Origin of the sequence: Gottfriedia luciferensis (assembly GCF_002156865.1) — a bacterium.
GTDB classification, from domain to species: Bacteria; Bacillota; Bacilli; order Bacillales; family Bacillaceae_G; genus Gottfriedia; species Gottfriedia luciferensis.
Genome location: NZ_NCTA01000006.1, coordinates 94,897 through 117,125, shown reverse-complemented (window position 1 = coordinate 117,125; position 22,229 = coordinate 94,897). Strand labels below are relative to the sequence as shown.

17 protein-coding genes are annotated in these 22,229 nt (G+C 31.7%); 1 reads left to right on the top strand and 16 read right to left on the bottom strand.

Annotated features, from left to right (window positions below; all coding sequences use genetic code 11):
- Positions 1-18: 18 nt before the first annotated feature.
- From B7R67_RS07180 to pstB, 16 genes are all read right to left on the bottom strand, one after another.
- Positions 19-1,230: a Ger(x)C family spore germination protein gene (locus B7R67_RS07180; RefSeq protein ID WP_158095046.1), complete on the bottom strand. Its 1,212-nt coding sequence runs from the start codon at positions 1,228-1,230 to the stop codon at positions 19-21.
- Entirely contained in the window at positions 1,217-2,782 is a 1,566-nt protein-coding gene (locus tag B7R67_RS07175; RefSeq protein ID WP_088068954.1) for a spore germination protein, read from the bottom strand. Before B7R67_RS07175 ends, B7R67_RS07180 begins: the two co-directional genes overlap by 14 nt.
- A gap of 317 nt (positions 2,783-3,099) precedes the next feature.
- Positions 3,100-5,337 (bottom strand): transglutaminase TgpA family protein, encoded by a 2,238-nt coding sequence (locus tag B7R67_RS07165; RefSeq protein ID WP_088068951.1) that lies wholly within the window; start codon positions 5,335-5,337, stop codon positions 3,100-3,102.
- The gene (locus B7R67_RS07160; protein ID WP_235822110.1) at positions 5,334-6,365 is read right to left on the bottom strand and encodes a DUF58 domain-containing protein; all 1,032 of its coding nucleotides are present in this window, start codon (positions 6,363-6,365) and stop codon (positions 5,334-5,336) included. The genes B7R67_RS07165 and B7R67_RS07160 overlap by 4 nt, the downstream gene beginning before the upstream one ends.
- A 182-nt stretch (positions 6,366-6,547) precedes the next feature.
- Positions 6,548-7,507: an AAA family ATPase gene (locus B7R67_RS07155; protein ID WP_088068946.1), complete on the bottom strand. Its 960-nt coding sequence runs from the start codon at positions 7,505-7,507 to the stop codon at positions 6,548-6,550.
- A gap of 321 nt (positions 7,508-7,828) precedes the next feature.
- Positions 7,829-8,761 (bottom strand): cation diffusion facilitator family transporter, encoded by a 933-nt coding sequence (locus tag B7R67_RS07150; RefSeq protein WP_088068945.1) that lies wholly within the window; start codon positions 8,759-8,761, stop codon positions 7,829-7,831.
- Positions 8,762-8,824: 63 nt separating this feature from the next.
- On the bottom strand, positions 8,825-9,751 hold the full coding sequence (locus tag B7R67_RS07145; RefSeq protein WP_208615633.1) for an alpha/beta hydrolase family protein: 927 nt from the start codon (positions 9,749-9,751) through the stop codon (positions 8,825-8,827).
- Between the two features lie 624 nt (positions 9,752-10,375).
- Positions 10,376-12,358: an acetoacetate--CoA ligase gene (locus tag B7R67_RS07140; protein WP_088068941.1), complete on the bottom strand. Its 1,983-nt coding sequence runs from the start codon at positions 12,356-12,358 to the stop codon at positions 10,376-10,378.
- A gap of 557 nt (positions 12,359-12,915) precedes the next feature.
- Entirely contained in the window at positions 12,916-13,086 is a 171-nt protein-coding gene (locus B7R67_RS22060) for a hypothetical protein (protein WP_158095045.1), read from the bottom strand.
- Positions 13,087-13,594: 508 nt separating this feature from the next.
- Positions 13,595-15,616 carry a methyl-accepting chemotaxis protein gene (locus B7R67_RS07135; protein WP_088068939.1) on the bottom strand — a complete coding sequence of 674 codons (2,022 nt, stop codon included), beginning with the start codon at positions 15,614-15,616 and terminating at the stop codon, positions 13,595-13,597.
- Positions 15,617-15,891: 275 nt separating this feature from the next.
- Positions 15,892-16,713 (bottom strand): YitT family protein, encoded by an 822-nt coding sequence (locus tag B7R67_RS07130; protein WP_088068937.1) that lies wholly within the window; start codon positions 16,711-16,713, stop codon positions 15,892-15,894.
- A 308-nt stretch (positions 16,714-17,021) separates the two neighbouring features.
- Positions 17,022-17,933: a phosphate ABC transporter permease PstA gene (pstA, locus tag B7R67_RS07125; protein ID WP_088068935.1), complete on the bottom strand. Its 912-nt coding sequence runs from the start codon at positions 17,931-17,933 to the stop codon at positions 17,022-17,024.
- Positions 17,934-17,947: 14 nt separating this feature from the next.
- Positions 17,948-18,829, bottom strand: coding sequence for a phosphate ABC transporter permease subunit PstC (pstC, locus tag B7R67_RS07120; protein ID WP_088068933.1), 882 nt, complete (start codon positions 18,827-18,829; stop codon positions 17,948-17,950).
- A gap of 85 nt (positions 18,830-18,914) precedes the next feature.
- The gene (locus B7R67_RS07115; RefSeq protein ID WP_088068932.1) at positions 18,915-19,802 is read right to left on the bottom strand and encodes a phosphate ABC transporter substrate-binding protein PstS family protein; all 888 of its coding nucleotides are present in this window, start codon (positions 19,800-19,802) and stop codon (positions 18,915-18,917) included.
- Between the two features lie 167 nt (positions 19,803-19,969).
- A complete protein-coding gene (gene phoU / locus B7R67_RS07110; protein WP_088068930.1) occupies positions 19,970-20,623 on the bottom strand; it encodes a phosphate signaling complex protein PhoU in 654 nt (217 codons plus the stop codon).
- 25 nt (positions 20,624-20,648) lie between these two features.
- Positions 20,649-21,473, bottom strand: coding sequence for a phosphate ABC transporter ATP-binding protein PstB (gene pstB / locus B7R67_RS07105; RefSeq protein ID WP_088068928.1), 825 nt, complete (start codon positions 21,471-21,473; stop codon positions 20,649-20,651).
- A gap of 484 nt (positions 21,474-21,957) precedes the next feature.
- On the opposite strand from pstB, the gene B7R67_RS07100 reads away from it, so the two are divergent.
- Positions 21,958-22,143, top strand: coding sequence for a hypothetical protein (locus B7R67_RS07100; protein ID WP_088068926.1), 186 nt, complete (start codon positions 21,958-21,960; stop codon positions 22,141-22,143).
- Positions 22,144-22,229 lie beyond the last annotated feature (86 nt).

The window sequence follows — 22,229 nt, the reverse complement described above, 5'->3', positions numbered from 1 at the left end:
TTGTTCCCTCCCCTAGACTTATTCACGTTCTTTCCCAACGTTTGTACGCATTCCTGTTCTTTCAATCGAGAGTTCAACTTTGACGTTTAGTTTTGCTTTTTTTTCTAACTGATTCCAATTTTTTTTATTTTTATCCCACTGTTTTGGATGGTGAATTGCAAGTTTATGTCCTAATGAAAAAGCTTCACAATTATTATCACTACTTTCTATAATCGCTTGCTTTATTTCTTTTTCAATTATTTCCCCTGCTTTTTTCTCAATTTTTTCTATTGTTTTTGGTTTGTTAAAATTCCACGCGCAGGTTACTTCTTCAATATTTCCATCCATCTTTGCCTTCAAGTTAACAACAGGAATTTTATTTTTTAATTCAACTTTAGTTTTTGCTTTTGATTTATTAATCGTTACAGAGATGAATTTATGATTTCCACAAGGGACAGTCACATTTGTTTGCCGCAAAGTATTATTTGCAATCTGTAATGCACGAGCTTTTTTCCCATCCATCCAATGCACAAGTTTATCATTTCTGAATAAACCAATTCCTTTTGTTATTAACAACGAAAAAGGCTCTTGGGACTCTAATTCTTCTATTTTGGAAGCCTCTTCAGGATTTCCTTGAAAACCAATACCACTAATAAAAACATCTGTTCCAACTGAAGTAGCTCTTTGTACGATTTTAATAACTGGCTCTACTGAACTTTCTCCTAGGACAGTTTCAGTGTTATATATTTGATTGATCAATGATTCACTTGGAATAGAATCCAAAGGAGTTATTGCTTTTAAGATAGATTGTGCCGAAGTGTCCCTTGCTATTATGACTGGCACTCTTGATGGTATTTTAGGATCCCTTTGAAGTGCATCGGTGACTTTTATAATACTGTCTTTTGCTGTATTTTCATCAATGATTACAACGGCAGTATGTGCATAGAAACTCTTTCTAGATATTTTCTTTGACGAATTCCGTGCCGCCTCTGATATTGTTCGGCCTATGCCTGTATAATTAACAACTGGAACCCCTTGACCACCACCCCCGGAAGTTGGATTAGATGTTTGATTCGGTTTTACGATTTGAAATGTAACTTGATATAAGTCTTTAGTTGGATCTGGTTTATCTACTGCAAAACCTATTACAAACGCTAAACGATTTACTTCTGAATAGTTTCCGCATCCATTAAGTCCTAAAACGATACTCATTAAACATATAAAAATACATATATACTTAATTTGCTTCATCTGGCTCACCATTTTTAGAATTCAATCGATTTTTATTCTTTTCTTTTGCAGTAGAAGGACGTTTTTTCATTAAATTCCATGGTAATCGTAAAAAGGTATCTTTTTGTTCATCTAAAATAAATGGTGCTACAGGACTCAAATAAGGAACACCAAAAGAAGATAGTTTGCACAAATAAGCACCAATTGTTAATAGAAGAAGAACGATCCCATATAATCCCATATAAGACGCCGCGATCATGAAAATAAAACGTAAAATACGGGCTGTAATCGCCATATTATAATAAGGGATGGTAAAGCTAGCAATTGCCGTTATTGCTACAACAATAATAGTAGCTGCTGAAACTAAACCTGCTTGAACTGCTGTTTGTCCTAATATTAATGCACCGACAATAGCACCTGCTTGACCTACCGCTTTTGGCATACGAACTCCTGCTTCACGTAATAACTCGAATGCAATTTCTAGTATCATTGCTTCTACAATTGTAGGTAAGGGGACGCCTTCTCGCTGTGCAGCAATACTTATGATTAATATAGTGGGAATCATTGCTTGATGTTGAGTAATTAAAGCTATATAAATTGCAGGTGTTAAAAAAGCGATAAAAAAAGCTATAATTCTTAAGGTCCGTAGCAATGTACCTATTTCATATTTTTCAAAATAGTCTTCTGGTGATTGAAAGAACTGAAAAAAAGTAGTAGGTACTGTTAAAGCAAAGGGCGTACCATTTACTAATATGGCAACCCTACCTTCAAGAAGATTAGCAGATACTACATCTGGTCTTTCCGTGTTTAAAATCGTTGGAAATATTGAAAATTTTTTATCTTGAATAAATGACTCAATATATCCAGATTCAAGTACTCCATCTATTGAAATTGATTGTAATTTATTTTTTACATTTTGTACGGTTTCATTTTTCGCTATATTTTCTATGTAAAGAATGGCAATACTAGTATTAGATATTTCACCAATTGTAAGTGCATCGATTCGTAGTGATGGACTCGCAATTCGAGCCCTAATTAGTGAGGTATTCGTTCTAAGCGATTCTGTAAAAGAATCTTTTGGCCCTCTTATTAAGGTTTGTGTTGTTGGTTCAGTTACTGAGCGAGATTCCAAACTACGAGTACTTGCTACTAATGCCTTTAAGCTCCCATCAAGTAAAATAACTGTATCTCCAAATAATAGTGCCTGTACTAATTCATTCCAATCATCAACTTCATTTATATCTGAAATAGCAACATGTTTTTTAAACGTATTAGTCATTACTTCTAAATCTGTATTATTTTTTACCTCTTCAAATGAAATAGATTGAAGAGGACTTAGAATAAACTGAGATACAATTTTAGTATCTGATATCCCATCAATGTGAGCAATCACCCCTTTTTTTGGGGCAATTTTAAATTCACGTATTACTAAATCAGAACAATTTCCTAATTCTTGTTTTAATCGATCAACGTTAATTGTTATTCGTTTACTTATTAATTGGCTATCATTATTAATTTTTTCTTTATTTCTTCTATAACTTTTAAGATAACTAGTCTGCTTTTTGAAGCGCATTATCGATCATCACCTTTATAAAAAACAATTTTACCAATTTTTAATGGAAAACCTTTCTAATTATTATGATATTATCAACTAATTATTATGTATTTGATAATATTTGGTTGATAACAAGTGTCAGTTGCGTTAAAGATGATTTTCAACGAACAAGTACCTTTTTTATAATGACTCCAACCCACATAATAAAAAAAGAATAGTTGCTAGAAAACGACCATTGATAAGATCAAAATAAAAAAACTGGTGAGTATCTTTCACCAGTTTTTTTATCCATTTTATATACAGCATTATTTCAACAATTGATAAATCACTAGAAACTAAATCGTCCTTTTCATTAAATTCTCCCATAACTTTAAACATTTCTCCCAATGTTCTTGCTGGCTATCTTGTTTATACAAGTATTGCTCATAATACTTAGTTAATTCGGTCATTTCGTTTGTAGTAAAAATAGAATCAATGTATTTTGCATAGTTTCTTAGTGTATCGTTTTCGTTCCTTTTTAATCCATAACGAGCTAATTGGCTTAATAATGTAAGGTAGGCTGATTCAAGCTTATTTTCTTTTTTACTAAAACGGTAAATTAATATGAAATAGTATGGGAGCCATTTTCTACGATATAGATAAATGATACTTATAAGAGTTAGGGCAAATCCTAGATAAAGAAAAATCTTTACCCAAACACTTCTAATTGCCAGTTTAATTTTATTCCAGATACTAGCAAAGTAATTTGTTTTTTCGGTTTTCTTTGTCTCTTTACTTGTTACTTCTAGGTCAGGCTTCTGTTTATTTTTTATACCATTTATAGGTAAATCTTGTTGTTTGGTCGTTTGTGAATTTGCTGTGGTTGATGATTTTTCGCTTCTATTATTGATCGTTAGTTCATTTGAAAAGCCTTTAGTAGGTTCAAATGAAACCCAACCTTGATTTGGTAAAAATACCTCAACCCATGAGTGAGCATTGTTAACAGTTACTTCGTAAATTTGTTTTGATGAGTCTCCTTTACTGTTATTAACAAAATCACCGCCGTTGAATCCTTTAACCCAGCGTGTCGGTATGCCTAGCGTTCGAAGCATGACTGCCATTGATGTTGAAAAATTATTACAATAACCAGTTTTCGTTTCAAATAAAAATTGGTCTACATAATCAACATTCTGACCAGGAAAAGCAACATTTTTTTGACTATAAATGTAATCTTCCTTATCAAAGTAATTCTCTATTGCTTTCGCTTTGTCATACCAATTTGTTTTTCCTTTTGTTATTTGCTGCGCCAACTTAACAATTCTCTCAGGTAAATTTGCAGGTAATTGAGTATATTTTTGGTAAAAGTCACCATCAATTCTATTCGAATCAGGTTTTTCAGTTTTTCTTAAATCTTTTGCATCATATCTAGGTAACTCATATTCTACTTCAAAGCTAGTTGGAATTTCTGGAATACTACCTTTATTAAAATAGCTAATTCTGTTAATTGTTGTATCAACTTTGAAAGCATTAAGAGCGGATTTATAATGTAGAATGTTTATTATTTTATGAATTCCTTGAGGATACATAATATAGTTATATTGGTAGTTATCATCAATTTTAATTCTTGCTGTTTCAATTTTCGTTTCTATCGCATCTGGATAAGTATTTAACATGACAAAATCTTCTTTTTTCAAAGGAAGCTGTGTCGAACCAGAAGCTACCCAACCATGACCTGTATAGGTGTCTTTCGTTTCCATTATCCAATATGTACTTTGATTTGCTTCATATTGAAAAACAGGGTCATCATTATTTTTTATCGGACCACCTAATCTTGAATCATCTGTGTCGAACCCGACAGTTTTTGTTCCTCCACCGGAACCACTATTGTTAACATGTTTTGATCCTTGGAATGGCCAATTCTCGAAAGTCCAGATTGGTGAAGGTTTAGGGGCAAAAGATCCAATTAGAACAAATAGAATAATCATACTAACGAGCGGAATCATCCACTTTTTTACATATTCTGAATAATAATTTACTCTTCCCTTTTCTAGTAGATTGTCAAAAGTTAATAAACTCATGGCAATAAAAGAAAAAATAACGGTTCGAACAATAGCATATTTGGCACTGTAGTCGGTAAACGAATCTAATAGAGAAAGAAATAGAACAGTCAAAAGTAATAAGAAAAATAACCAATTACGGTTTAAAAAGTAATTAATCAAATAAACGAATACAGAAAGTGAAAGTAAGAATAAAAATGTCTTGAAATCATTCGTTAATTCATTTAAATGTCCAGTTAAAAGCCAAATCATGTTTTCAACTATATGCTTAATAAAAATGAATAGCCATTTAATATGAAAGAAACCTAATTCATAGTAGAAGCGATTTATGAAGACTAAAACTAAAAATATGTTAATAAGCCATTGTAGGACTCTTTTTGCTTTAAAAAAAGCTAGTGTAAAAACAATTAACATGTAAAACATGAAAACTTTCATATGATCGATAGTGTTCAAATGACCAATGGGTCTTACCCATTCCAATAACAATATACAGCTATATGTATATAACAAAAATAAGGTGAAATTACTTTTTTTCATCGTAGATTTCCCCCTGTAAAGGCTGCATTAAAATTACCTTCACGTACAATGATTGTTTTCACTCCGCGTGCATTGGCGGTTGAAATGAGTGATTTTTCACTTTCTGATACGACCATAGACTTTGCCTTAATAACAAATATTGTAAAAGAGCCTTCTCTATTTTTCATCAAACTAGCTTTTTCGAGCAAATTTTTTGATAAATCGGTGGTGATTAAGTTATAAGATACATTTTGTTGAATCAATCGAAGTTCATTTTCTAAAACCAGTTCAATTGGTGAAGTATGATTTGCTTCTATTTTCGCAAGATGGTATAAAAGCTCTTGAAAATGCCCCTCTCCCCCTCTAATAGGAAAAGAATCTCGGTTTTTGTTATTTGTTAAAAAGCCAACTTGAATACCACTTTTCAGTACAGTATGCAGAAAAGATGCTGTAAACGAGACAATTGATTCAAACAAATCATTTTGAGCACAATTCATTATGACAAATTGGTCATTTGATTGGATTACTTCAAATTCTTTTGTCATCATCTCATTTCGTTTTGCTGAAGCTTTCCAATTAATCCAGGAAAACCGATCTCCAGAGCGATATTCTCTTATACCAACAGCCATTGATCTATCTCGATGAAAGTGATGACTTGAAACTGTCGATCCGTGATTATTCTGATGCTCAAGTACACGATAAGAAAGTTCCGAATACTGAGGAAATACTACAAACCTATTCGTCATGTTGAACTTTCTTTTCGATTCAAAAATACCCAGTGGATCACCAATCTTTATTGTTAAGGGATTAATAAAGTACTCCCCTCGTGGTAATTTTGGAATGACATAGTCAAAGGAACATTCCTTTTTAAAGCCAGCTAATATAAGCTCCTTTGTAAATGTTTGCTTGTCAGTACTATGTAAATTATTTGAGAAATTTTCTTCAATTAAAAAATAAAATACTGGTAAAAAAAATGACTTTTTTACGGTTATAATAACTTTTATCGGATCACCGACCTTGAAAACGTTTTTAGGAAGCTCTCTAGTCACTTTAAGATTTTCCAAAGGATAAAATGATAATGCCGCACAGTATAAGATGATCGGTAAACAACTATAGAATAAAAACCAACTAACAAATCCTCCTTGAAACAAGGCATAAAAAAATAGTATTGGTATTAGACATAACAATAGGTATTTCCTGGCTTTATTGAGGATACGTAATTGCCTTTTCATTATAATTTCACTTTCCTTTGAACAGGTACTGAAATAGTTTTAACAATATTTTTAATAATTCTTTCAGCGGTAATTCCTTCAAATTTTGATTCTGAATTTAAGATAATTCGGTGGGACAGTACAAATGGTGCTAAATATTGAATATCATCCGGTAAAACATAATCACGTCCGTATATGAATGCATATGCTTGTCCCGCTTTCATTAGTGCGAGTGAACCTCTTGGGCTTGCACCCAAATAGACATTCTCGTCTTGTCTCGTACGATTTACGATACTAACGATATAATGTTTAATCGATTCATCGATAAAGACATTCTTCATTTCACTTTGAAGAAATAATAAACCGTCAATATCAATAACAGGTTTTAACTGATCAATTGGAGGGATCTTTTGGAACCTATTTAATATTTCTAATTCTTCATCGATAGTCGGATAACCCATTGAAATCTTTAACAAAAATCGATCTAGCTGTGCTTCAGGAAGTGGATATGTTCCTTCATATTCAATTGGATTTTGTGTCGCCATTACAAAAAATGGTTTTGGTAGTTCATAGGTTTTCCCATCAATCGTTATACTTGCTTCCTCCAAACCTTCTAATAGTGCAGACTGTGTTTTTGGAGATGTTCGGTTAATTTCATCAGCTAGGATAATATTTCCCATTAAAGGTCCTGGATGGAACTGAAACTCCATCTCTTTTTGATTATAAATAGATACTCCTGTTACATCTGAAGGCAACAAGTCTGGGGTGAATTGAATTCTACGAAAAGTTGCATTAACAGATTTGGCAAGTGATTTTACCATCATTGTCTTCCCTACACCCGGAACATCTTCCAATAAAACATGTCCCCCTGTAAGAAGGGCTACTAAACTTAGTTCGACTACGTTTCTCTTTCCAATCATTACATTTTCGATATTTTTAATGATATTTTCGATATCAGGATGCATTTTTTCGTTTCTCATTTTTTTAATCTCCTTAAACTCTATTAGTTTATTAAAATAATCATTAGATGTTTAAAAGCAAAATAATGACTTAACTTAATATTTTAATCGTTTCATTCTCAAAAACTGATCATGCTAACTATAGGAATCGTTATCAAAAGTATAGTATAATTTTAAAAAGATTTCGATAATTAAAAATACTTTTATGACAAATACTTCCAATTTAAATACTTTTAAAGTAGTAAAATGATTCAAATTCAAACAAAAAGAGCCAATTAAGGCTCATTTAAGATAAAGTCATTATTTAATTTTGCGAAAAGATTCCTTCGACGAATAAAGATTTTATTGATGTTCCAAAAATTCCTTTCCATATTCCCCATGCTCATTAATCGATGGGTGTTCAACCTGTATTGTTGCGTGTAAAAGGCCATATTTCTCTTTCAATAACTGGTTAATCGATGCAACAGTTAGAAAGGATTGGCAATCTTTACTTAAAAATATATGAGCTGTTATACAATAATGTTCTGTTGTAATACTCCATAGATGCATTTCGTGAACATCTTCGACACCTTCAATCAGTTTTATATCTTGTCGAATTAAATCAAGATCAAATTGATTTGGAACAGATTCCATTAAAATTTGATAGGATTCACGTGTAATTTTTAAACCACCAATAAAGATAACAACACTAATGACCATACTGATAATCGGATCAATAATTGTAAAGTTTGTATAATAAATGATTACTCCAGATATGATAACACCGATTGAGTTTAATAAATCACCAATAAAATGCCAAAGTGCACTTTTAACATTCAAATTGTTTTCTACTCTCATACTCCGAATTAGGATATAAGTAAGTATAATATTTATAAGTAACCCTATTGATGAAACAATTAACATGATATGTAAATCAATGTCAGTTGGATTGATTATTCGTTTGATTCCTTCAATACAAATTCCAATCGCAATAATGATTAAGGCAAGTCCATTTAGAAAGGACGCTATTATTTCAAATCTTAGATAACCATATGTATATTTCTTATTTGGGTTTTTCGTTGCTAAATAGATAGCAGTAATACTTAACCCTAAGGCGATTACGTCAGATAACATATGAGCAGAATCTGATAAAAGAGCCAAAGAATGCGACTTGATTCCCCCAACAATTTCAACAACTGTAAAAAATATGGTTAGAAAAAAAGTAGTCCATAGTGTTTTCTTTGATTTAAGTTGTTCCTTAACATGATTTAAATGGTGATAATCATAATTTTTCATTTAGTTTCGATCCTCGCTAAAATCTTTATAAAGTATTTTTTTCTATTCTTTCCAACATTCGTTTTATAATGATAAAATCCAATCGGCAATATCATTTATAACTTCTTTATCTACATGTTGAGCAACCTTATACACTTTTTTTGCTTTTAATAGTTCTCCATAAATAGAAGGCATAAACATATGATTCAAGTTAGAATAAAGTTTAAAAGTTGAATTAGGCTTATCATCCATTATTTTTTTGTATTCATTAAAATCTTTTTCTACTGTTGCTTGGAAATCTTTTTCACCTTGTAGGAATAAGATTGGTTTTTCGAATGAATTAAGATAATTTGTTGCTGGATGTTCACCCATTTCTTTAAAGTAATAAGCTTTTATGTTTCTCCCTAAAACTGATTTTAATTTTGCCTCTTCATCACTTAAGTTATAGATGTTTTCAAATTTTGATGATAAGGCTGCTATTTGTTTTTTAGCAATCCATCTTAAAAACTTGTTTAATGAGTTTAATATCATTTCATTTTGATCCATTATTATTTCTTCTAATTTACGAGGTGATCCAGCCATTATTACTAATCCTGCAAAATTTCCCCCTTCAGCATCAATTCTTGGAGCTAACATACCTCCTAAACTATGACCGATAATAAATATTTTGTTTGGATCGATACGCAAATCGTTTCGTAAGAAATTTGCAGCAAGAATTGCATCTTCAATGGTTTCTTCTTTTACAGATATACCTGCGTCCTTTTTCATTTCTTTACCATATACTAACGTTCTCTTATCATATCGTAGAACGGCAATTCCTTTGTCTGACAATCCATTAGAAATGTCTTTGTATGGGTGATTATTAAAAACTTTTCCATCCATATTACTTGGACCAGACCCATGAACTATTACTACAGCAGGAACTAATTCGCCAGTTAAACTTGGAAGGCTCAATACCCCTTTAAGTGGATAGTTTGTATTAGCACCTATCACAATTTTTTCATCTTTCAATGTTCTTTCCTCCATAACAATATCAAATAAATGTTTTATGCATTCTTTTCAACTAGTAATATATTACTATCCTAATTACTTTCGACAATAATTAACAATACCCTGCAAAATAACCGATCATGCTTTTCGCAAAACTGTAATAAAAAGAACCATCTCTACCAAAGATGGTTCTTTTCACGTTGTTAAAAAATAATCTTGTCAACTAATGACCAAATTTTTGTAAAGGAAGTTGAGTGTTGTTCATTTCCACTACAGGATTCTCGCTTTCCATGGGGCGAAACCTGAGCCTCCTCGGCAAGCCTGCGGGGTCTCAGCCTTTCCGCATCTCCCATAGGAGTCGAGCATCCTTTCGTTCCAATAAACTTATCCTTCAAAAAAATATTCATTTTAAAGGATCTAACCATCTTTTACTTAAAACAAATTATGAATCAGTTTGAACAACAAATTCAAAAAAAGCTTCATCTTTAAGAATATAATTCATTTTTCTAATGTTCTCTTAATGAGCTTTTTTCATATTGACCGATATATATTTCAACACTCTGAAAAGAACCATCTTAGTAAAGAGATGGTTCTTTAGTTTTATTACTTATAAGTTAATTAGAGGTATAGACAGTTGGCAAACAATTATTCTAACTCATTAATCATTTGTGCTAACTCAATAAAAAACGTCAATGATTCAGGATTAGCCATTGATCCTTGATTAACTACTTTTTCAGGTGAAAAGCCTAGTAGTATTTTTCGAATTGGTACTTCTAATTTCTTTCCGCTCAATGTTTTCGGAATTTGCTCTACTTCGTAAATTTCGTTTGGTACAAATCTTGGAGATACTTTTTGTTTAATTTCAGTTTTTATTTTTTCTTTTAATTCATTCGTCAAACTAAATCCTTCTTTTAACACGACAAAGATTGGCATAAATGATTTTCGTCCAAGAAGCTCTAAATCAATTACTAAGCTTTCCATTATTTCATCCAGTGATTCAACAACACGATAGATTTCACTGGTCCCTAGGCGAACTCCAAATCGATTGATTGTCGAGTCTGATCGTCCAAATATAATACAACTTCCTTTTTTATCAATTTTAATCCAATCTCCATGTCTCCAAATGCCTGGATATACTTCAAAATAACTTTCTAGATACCTTTCATTATTCGTATCTCCCCAGAAATAAAGCGGCATTGATGGCATAGGAGCAGTTATGACTAGTTCACCTACTTCATCAGTTACAGGTTTTCCTTCGTCATCAAAAGATTGAACATACGCACCTAAAGAACGTGCTTGAATCTCCCCAGCATATACAGGTAAGATCGGTGAACCACCAACGAATGCTGTACAAACATCTGTACCTCCACTTGTTGAAACAAGCCATATATCATCTCTTATATTTTCATACACCCACGAAAAACCTTCTACAGAAAGCGGTGAACCAGTAGAACAGATCGCTTTTAATTTCAAAAAATTATTTTTATCCTTTGGTTTTATCCCATATTTCTCACATGCACTCAAGAAACCTGCACTTGTACCAAAGAATGTCACACCTACAGCCTCGGCGAGATCCCATAATACATGTAAGCTAGGAAATGATGGACTACCATCATAAAGTAAGATTGTACTTCCAGATAAAAGACCACCGACTAACTGATTCCACATCATCCAGCCTGTAGTAGTAAACCAAAATATGACATCATCTTGATTAATTCCTTGTTCAATTACTAAGGTCTTAAGTTGTTCAATTAAAATCCCACCTTGACTTTGAACAATTGGCTTTGGTAATCCCGTTGTCCCAGAAGAGAACAATATCCAAAGTGGATGATCAAATGAAACACATTCAAAGGTTAACTCACTACTTCCCTCAAATAATCCGCTCCAAAGCATTGTTTGATCATCTAATTCGAATTCACAATCATCGCTAATATAAGGTACCAAAATTGTTTTCTTTAATGTAGGGAGTTCAGATTTCAGTTCATCTACACTTGTTAATTTATTTTGAACTTTTCCGTTATACGAATATCCATCAATAGCAAATAAAATCGTCGGTTCAATTTGCTTAAATCGATCAATTACACTACTTGTTCCAAAATCAGGAGAACAGCTTGACCAAATCGCACCTATACTTGCACAAGCTAAAAAGGCAATGATTGTTTCAGGGATATTAGGCATACAAGCAACTACACGATCACCAGGTTTTACACCTAATTTTTTTAATGAATTTGCAACATAGCCAGTTTTTTCCTTTAGTTCATCCCAACTAATTTCTGTTTTCGGAGTAATTTCTGATTGAAAAATTAACGCAGACTTATTGCTATTAAAATTTCGAAATACATGTTCAGCATAATTAATTTTGGATCCAGTGAACCATTTAGCACCAGGCATCTTTCTTGATTCAAGAACTTGCTCATATGGTGCATGAGAAATCACATTACAATAATTCCAAACACTTTCCCAGAAGGATTCAAGTTCTTCAACAGACCACTTCCATAATTCATTCTGCGTGGTCAAGACTAGATTTTTTTCTTTTTCTAGCCATTTAATAAACTGACTAACACCTGCGCTTTCAATTTGCTGTAAAGTCGGCTCCCATAATAATGCCCCTTCAGTAATCGCTTTCATTTTTACTCCTCCTAAACTAACATTCTCTATATTTTTAATAAACAGGAAATATGTATAGCTCAAGCCTTTAGATGAAAACTACTTAAAAAACTTTCTCTCTTATTATCACTCTTTTTAATAGACTAGCAGATAATATCTAAAAATACTTAATATTTGAAATTTATTTTTTATACTATAGCACGCGAAAATAACTGTCAATAAGGAAAATGAATATTGATTCATTTCGAAAGCTCTTTTTGATCTGTAAATAAAAAAACTTGAATTATTATTTCTTCTTCAAATGGATTCAATACTGAGTTGTTTTCAGTTTGTTTGAAATTCAATATTTTATATGTTGATAAAATAAGGGAATTAACAAAAAGAGGCCATCTTCTCCCATAGAAATTAGATGTATTTATTCAACGTTCCAAACGCTGACCTGGTTTGTCGTATCTTACTTTCAATACTATTTTTTAAGAATTTTTATAATTTTATAAGGTATTTGAATGTCTAGGTCATAAAAATACCCGAATAATAGATGCTTTTTTCAGTGTCTATTATTCGGGTACAATTTATTATTAGCTAGGTTTTCTTTTTTTATCTTTATATCTCCAAACATAGTAAACAATCCAAGCAAGGATTATAGGTAAATACAAAAAACGTCTATACTCATTGTCTAATATAAAAAGTAAACTGAAAACAATAATAGCTGTCGGCAACATAACGATTAAATACTTTTTATCTTTCACTTGTTTCACTCCAATCCATTTTATCAACTAAATGACAAGTAAATATCTCTTTTTTTTAGTAAATTTTATTCCAGACTCATGATCGAATTTTGTAATTCGAGTTTAATTAAAAAAATCCATTTTAATACTTTCCCTTTTCTACTTACAATAATCTTTAATGTTAATACTTATTATTACAATAAAATAATCAAGTAAAAAATTTGTATCAATATTAAATTTTTAAATTTCATTTTTGAAACTAAAATAGTTTATGAAATTAACATGATTATCCATATCAATGTTTTTAGGGTTTCTTTTTTACCTTTATATCTTCAAACCTTTCACGAATACCACTCACTTTTATTTCATGAATTAAATGACTAGTAAATTTTAAAAAATCATGATTATTTCTGACTTTTCCATTTTTAAATAAAATATAAAAGATTGAGCCTTGTTTTTTTCAAAAAAAAAAAGACCTAACTATTTTATTAATTAGGTCTTTTACTTTTATATCGTATACATTAAAGCATTAATTCAATTTAAATTTCTTAATCTCATTTTCTAGTTGTTCAGAAAGTGTTTGTAATCCACTAGCGTGACGACTAAATTCTTCCATTGTAGCTGATATTTCTTCAGCACTTGCAGAAACTTGTTCAGAACCAGCGGCAGCTTCTTGAGAAACGTCGGTAATACTTTCGATTGCATTCATTACCATTTCTTTGTTTTGTTGACTCTCTAAAACGGAATCCTTCACTTGATCTGACTTCATTACCATTTCTTTAATTGACTCAATAATTTCGTTAAAGATTACTTTCGTTTCATTTACAACTACCTCTTGTTCACCTACAACATGGTGAGTTTGTTCCATTGCGATTACTGCTTGTTTTACAACTGATTTGATATTATCAATTAGTTGTTTTATCTCTATAGCAGATGCTTTTGATTGCTCAGCTAACTTACGTACTTCATTTGCAACAACTGCAAATCCTCTTCCATGCTCACCAGCTCTAGCAGATTCAATTGAAGCGTTAAGAGATAGTAAATTTGTTTGATCCGTAATACCGGAAATTGTCTCAAGAATCGTATTAATATCTTCCATACGACTTTCAACTTCTTTAACGATGCTGTCAACTTTACTTGTTGAAACTTTTGTCTCAGACGATTTTTCAGTCAATAATTGTACTTGTTCTAAACCTTTATGACTTAATTCCGTTGATTGCTTAGACATTTCAAACATTTCATTTACTGAATTAGAAATACCATCTAATCGTTCTGATAATTGGCTTGTTTCAGCTTGAGAAGTTTGTGCATAATCTGCTTGTTGTGTTGCACCATTAGCGATTTCACTGATTGCTTGGGTAACCTCATAAACTGCTGTTGTCGTTTCAGAAGTCATCGCTGCAAGTGAACTAGATGTTTTTAATACAGTCATAGAAGATTTTTCAACTTCACCTAATGAAGTTGAAAGTTGTTCCATCATGTGATTGAAATCTGATTCTAAATCTTTGAATTCATCATTTGTTTTCACATGAACACGAGTTGTTAAATCACCTTCTGAAGCTTTTTTAAATGCTTTTTGAATTTGATTTACCTTATTTGCTATACTTCTTCCAAATAAATAAGCAACGCCAATTGAAAGTAAAGCAAAAATAATCATTAGAATACTAGAAATATAGGTAATAGGCTTTGTACTATCTTTAATCTCTTGTTCTTTTAAAGTCGAGACAATTTTCCATCCAGTACGTTTATTTGTTAAGAATGTAGAAAACTTCCCTTCGCCTTTATATGTATATTCACTATGTCCTTTCGTTTTATTTTTCATGTCTTGCCAAAGTTTGAGTTTAGTTTGCTCCTTTGTTCCGATAACTTTAGGATCGTTATATGTAAGTGCAGTACCATCTCTAGCTAATATAAACGCATAGCCCTTTTTACCGATAACAATCTTATTTATATCTTCAGTTAACTTAGAAATATCTAAATCAATCCCAATAACACCAGTAATGACACCATTATGAATAACTGCCTTTGATGCAGTTATAACCATCTTCTTTGTAGTTGCATCTTGATACGGTTCGGAAATTGTAACCTTTCCGTTAGCAGATACAGCATCTGTAAACCAAGGTCTTACTGTTGGATCATAACCAGCAGGTAATTCTTGTTTAGGTGATAAAAGAAAATCTTTTTGAGCTGAAGCAAAGTAGACAGATTGATAATTTTGCCTTGATTTTAAAGTTCCTTCAAGAAGATAAGACCCATATTCCGCGTTGTTAGGATTTTCCTTAAATTCTGTAAAATTTATATTGTCCGCTAATAGGTTAATTTGAGATTCTACCCCAAGAAAGAAATTATCAATCCCATGACTAACTTCTTCAGTAACTTGCAAAGTGTTTGCAGCTATATCTTTCTTCATTGCTTTTTGGGTGTATTGATTTGTAACAACTCCTAAGCTTGCCATTGGAACGATCGCCAATACAGTCATTGTCGCAATCAATTTCGTTTTAACACTATTAAACCGTTTTCTTGACTTTTGATATTCTTGTTGATTTCCCATTCATATCCCCTTACTCTCTCTATATTTAATCCTAACTAGTTTATTTTTCGGATAGTTTAGAGGATTATTGATGGTTAATTTGTACTAAGAATAATGGTAATTTTTGTATAAACTAACTAATTTGTATCATTTCAAAGGTCATTATAGAATGGATCGTAATGTTCATTCGAATAGCATGACTAATTTACATATTTTTATAATTGTGGATTACAAAAAAATGGCCGACAATCATGTCGAACCTATGATTTATACTAAACTTTACTGTTAACAATCACTTATGTTTTCCTGAACCGTCCCATTACTTCAAGGGTTTGTGATATGTTTACAAAAGCATTCCGATCAATCATTCTGATGGCATGTTTTGTTTCATTCAATTCGAATCTTGTAATGACAGTTGTTAGGACTTTTTTTGGCTTATGTGAATAGGCCCCTTCAGCATTATGTACTGTAATCCCTCTTAGATGTAAATGAATAAGCGCATCTATTAATTCGTCCCCCTTCTCAGTGACGATTCTTAAGGTTAATTTGTTTTGTGTTGTATATACCATATCGACTGCACGACCAGCTACATAGATAGTGATAATGGTATATAAAGTGATATTCCATCCAAATAGTAACCCAGAAGCACAGACTACCAATAGGTTCATGCATGCACTCAAAAATCCCACCTGCATATTCTTTTTTTTAGAAAGAGTTAAGCTAACGATATCTGTTCCCCCTGTTGAGCCGCCAATCCTTATAATGAGTCCGACAGATATTCCGTAAAGAGCGCCACCAATTATAGCAGAAAGAAGAATATCATTCGTTATTGCATGGATGGGAATTATTTTTAAACTAAAAGATAAAACAGCAACTGAATAAATGGTGAACAGGATAAATCTTTTTCCTAGATTTTTAATACCTAAAATGAATAAAGGAATATTGATAATGAAAACAATCACACCTGTATTTACTTGTATATAATGATGAATCAAAACTGCAATTCCGGTAACTCCACCGGATGCCAATTTATGAGGGATAAGAAAAGTGTTATAGCCAAATCCAAAAAGCATGGAACACAAACCAATTAAAATAACTTGATATATTATTCGAAACAAAATAAGCACCTCTAATAGTTTTTCTTATAATTAGTATGGTTAATTTAACTTTTTTAATTTTAGGTCTGTTAAAAAAGAATGTTAATGATTTCGGATATTTACAATAACAGAGCCAATTTAAAAAAACAGTAAGCATGTGCTTATTTTTTTCTTCTTATTAAATTAAATTGCTAAATACTTTAATAAAAAATAGCAACCATTGGATGCTATTTTTTTTAACTAAATCTATCTGTAAAGTTTCTATATGGTTGCGTAAGTCAATCTGATCCATATGAAAGAATGTTGAATGAAGTGACAATTGAATCAAATTAAATAATTTCTTTTACTTTTACTTTTCTTTTAGTACCTGTATATCTTTTATGAATAAAATTAGCGATTAACCGAGCTAAAAGGTTAAATAATAGGACCATAACGATCAATACCGCAGCCGACTTTGCAGCAATTTCTTTAGCATCTGGGACAATTCCTTCCGAATTTAGTTTCCATATATGAACTGCTAATGTTTCTGCAGGCCGAAAAATATTATACGGATTCATTTGGCTGTTAATTGGAGCAACAGAATTTAAAATTGGTGTTGTTAATCCCGCTGTATAGATTAGAGCAGCAGCTTCGCCAAAGATTCTGCCAGCTGAGAGAATAATCCCTGTGATAAGTTGTGGAATTGCAGTAGGAATACTAATTTTAACAATCGTTTGCCATTTTGTAGCTCCTAATCCAAAACTACCTTCTTTAATATTTTTCGGAACATCTAGAAGTGCTGTTTCAGATACACGGGTAAGACTAGGTAGATTTAGAATTGTAATCGCGAGAGAACCTCCAATTAAAGAATAGCCCCAACCAGTCATTGTCACAAATACAAGTAACCCGAATAATCCAACTACAATTGATGGTAATGATGCTAAAGTTTCTATACACAGTCGTACAAAACTTAGAAATTTCCCTGGCTTTGCATATTCTGCCAAATATATTCCTGATCCTAATCCTAAAGGAATAGAAATAGCCAATGTTAATACTAAAATATAAAATGAATTAAATAATTGGGGTCCAATTCCTCCTCCAGCTTGAGTATTACTAGGTAATCCAAATAAAAAGTTTGGATCCCAAAATCCCCAACCTTTTGAAATAATTTCCCATAGTAGATAAATAAGTAGTAAAACAATTAATAATGAAACGACATAGAGAATGATTGTCCATAATTTATCAATACTTCGAGCATTCATTATAAATGTCCCCCTTATCTTTTACTTATTAAACGGATAATTAAAATAAAGAAAAATGAAATGAGTAGTAAAATCATTGCTAAAGACCATAATGCATTGTTCCAAGAGGTTCCATTCATCGTATTAGCCATATCCATTGTTAAAATACCAGTCAGTGTGACAGTGGGATCAAAAATACTTTTAGGAAATTGAAGAGTATTCCCAATAACCATTTGAACTGCTAAAGCTTCGCCAAAAGCTCTAGCTAAACCAAGTACTACACCAGTCAAAACATTAGTGGTCGCAGCAGGAACAATTGCTTTACTAATTGCTTGCCATCGAGTAGATCCTAATCCATAAGAAGCCTCTAAATAATCTTTAGGTACTGCTCTAATTGCATCTGATGCGATACTTGCAATTGTTGGAAGAATCATGATACTCAATACAATTATTCCTGCGATTAAGCTAAAACCAACTCCACCTATATGATTACGAATAATCGGCACTAATATTGTTACACCTAGAAATCCATAAACAACTGAAGGAATACCTACAAGTATTTCTAAAACAGGTTTTAATATTTTATCTCCAAAGATAGGTGAAATATAATTCATAAAAATAGCTAAGGCGATTGCAATTGGTGCTGCAATAATGACTGCCCCAATTGATACCAAGATTGAACCAGTAATAAATTTTAGTGCTCCATACTTCGGATTTTGTGCGTCATTAGGGCTCCATTCAGGAGAAAATAGCATTTCAAATAATGAAATATTACTCTGAGTAAATGATTGAATTCCTTTACTAACAATAAAAATAATAATTAAAATTGTTGTAAGCACCATTAAAATACCGCAGAATGTTACTAATGTTCTTCCTAAGTATTCACTTGCAAAGTAATTTTTTTTTCTTATTTTCATAAATAACTCCTAATAAAAATTTAGTGCGAATAAAGGGTGCCTAATCAAATTTATTTGATATAGAACACCCTTTAGAATTAGAACATTATTTTAAATTACCCATTTTGGACATCGGAATATAGCCCATTTCTTCTACTTTCGCTGAAAAATCATCGCCTTTAACAAAATCTATATAACTTTTTACAGGGTCTTTTAAATCACCTTTTGTAATCATGTACTCATATGAGTAAAATGGATATTTTCCATTTGTTATATTATCAATTGAAGAATCATTTCCATTTATTTGAACCATTGTTAAAGCATTCTTTTTATCTCCAACAAGATATGAATTTGCTAAATAAGAAATCGTCCCTGGAGTACCATTAATTGCTTGCTCAACAGCTCCATTTGAATCTTGAACTGTACCAACTGAATCGTTTATTTTCACACCACTCATCACCGTTTTTTCGAATGCTGCTCTTGTCCCAGAAGCAGCTGGACGATTAATCACATTTATTTTCTCGTCCTTACCTCCAACATCTTTCCAATTAGTAATTGTCCCTGAGAAGATATCTTGGATCTGTTTTAACGTTAATGAAGTAACAGTCACATCTTTATTAACAACAATCGAATAACCAATGCCTGCTACTTTTGTTTCAACTAAATCCTTTGCAAGAGCTGGATCACTAAGTTTTTCAGCAGCTGGTACATCAGAATTCCCAATTTGAACTGCTCCTGATGTTACTTGGTTTACACCAGTTCCGCTTCCTCCACCTTGAATCGTAATCGAAACACTTGGGTTATTACTCATGAATTCTGTAGCTGCTTCATCAGCTAAAGGCTGTAATGCAGTTGAACCAGCTGCTGTAATGGTACCACTTAATTTTCCGCCACCAGTTTGGTTCTTTTTATTTGTATTTTTTTGAGTATTACAACCTACTAACACGACTGCTACTAATAAAAATGCAAATATCAGTTTAATACTTCGATTCATAAAATACCTCCAAATTAAAATTAGTTAATCTACAAATTATTGAACTTTAAATTTACCTAAATAGTTTGTGTTAAAAAAAAACTACTATGCAATCTAGATTCACTATTCCAATTCAATAATTTGGAATTAACTAATGCACGAAATAGATTTTAAATTTAGTTTTATTTTTATTGATTTAAGAAATAATGTTTACCTTTTACTAGATAATAGATATTCTCAGCTATATTTGTTGCGTAATCTGCAATTCTTTCAAGAAATCTGCATATAAATGCCATTTGCATTAAATTTGTAACATGATTAGGTGAATCGGCGATACTTTTCATTAAAAATTGAACTGTCTCTCCATATAAATCATCTACTTGATCATCGATTTCACCAATTTCTCTAGCCGCATATAAATCCTCTGTTCGATATGCATCTACTGCTCTAGATAACATATCAATGCCTAGCTCATGCATTTTTTCGATATTTTGCAATGGTAAATTTTCTTGTCGATCACGTATCCTAATTGTCGACTTCGCGATATTTACAGCGTAATCTCCAACTCGTTCAAGGTCATGTGAAATCTTAATAGCTGTCAAATTCCTTCTTAAGTCTACAGCTACAGGTTGCTGTCTAGTAATGATGACAACGATTAATTCATTTATCTCTTCTTCTAATTTATTGATACGATCATCTTCATCGATTACTTCTAATGCTTTTTCAATATTTTCTGTTCGAAATGCATCCATACTTTTAATAACAGCCTTTTTCGTTTTCTCAGCTAATTCGATGATTAATTCTTGTAAGGTTTTTAAATCTTCTTCAAATTTATGTCTCATCTTTGTTCACCCCATAATCCTTCCATTAACCGAAACGTCCAGTGATATAATCTTCAGTCCGTTTATCTTTTGGTGTAGAAAATAATTTATTTGTATTAGAGTATTCCACTACTTCACCACTTAAAAAAAACGCAGTTCGATCAGATACCCGTGCAGCCTGTTGCATATTGTGAGTAACGATAATAATACTAAATTCTTTTTTTAACTCATGAATAAGCTCTTCTACTTTTAATGTAGAAATAGGATCTAATGCAGATGTGGGCTCATCCATTAAAATAACGTCTGGTTCAATTGCTAAACATCGTGCTATACATAATCGTTGTTGCTGCCCCCCAGAAAGACCAAAAGCATTTTCATGGATACGATCCTTCACTTCTTCCCAAATTGCAGCACCTTTTAAACTTTTTTCAACGATTTGATTTAACTCTTTTTTATCTTTAATACCTTGAATTTTTGGACCATAAGCTACATTTTCCCAAATCGATTTTGGGAACACATTTGGTTTTTGAAACACCATACCAACATGGGTTCGTAACTCTTCAACGGGATAATTTTTATCAAAAATATTTTGATCACGATAGAATATACTCCCCTCGGTTCTAACGGTTGGAACTAATTCAACCATTCTATTTAAAGTTTTTAAATAGGTAGATTTACCACAGCCACTTGGTCCGATGATTGCGGTGACTTCATTTTCATAAATACTTAAATTGATATCTTTTAAAGCTTTATCTTGACCATACCAAAGAGATAAATTCTGTGTGTCATAGACAACTGATTTTTTAAAATCAGACTTCTCTTCAATCTTATCTTTTTTTCCATGTTCTTCTTTAATCTTTGTATTAGTCATTTATTTCGTAACCCTTCCATTTTGAAGTTTAATTACAATTCTTAATCCAACACTAGATTTTCAAATCGCCTCCATTACTCCAACTTATAAATTTTTTTGAATTTATCTTTCGTTCAATTCTACAAACCTATAAATATTAGTTAGATTCCCCAATTATCTAAGTATCATACTTACAGGAATCGCAAAAAGGCAGCGTCATAATAGAGCAAGCTGCCATTTTCATTCTTAAAAAATAGGTCTGTTAATGTTAATTGTTGATATTTACAAAACACATTTTTTAGAAAGATTTTATACAATTTAAAGACATTGATTGGAGTGGAAGGTGTTAAGAGCAGGTAAAGCAGGAAGGTCCTTATTGAAAGATATTTAAAAATAAACATTGATATATTAAGTCACGATTTATAAAAACTATCCCTAATCTTAAGACATGTTTTTAAATAATTACAACGACATATTCAAATACTAATAAAGTGAGGTGAGATTAATGAGTAAATGGAACGAACAAGCCGCAGCGAATAATAATTTGCCATCTAGCACGATCCGTTCATCTGAGCTTCTGTTGGGTAAAAAAGCGGACCATGAATTTTCAGAAGAACTATCTGATGGTGGAGAAAGAAATCAAAACATTGAATCGCTAAATAAAAATCCTAAAAATCCTAAAGTGAAATAATTGATGAAATGGTGGCGATGAATAAATCGCCACTATTCTTTTTGTGTCTGAAAAATATCATCTAATTACCACTTTTTACTTTATTA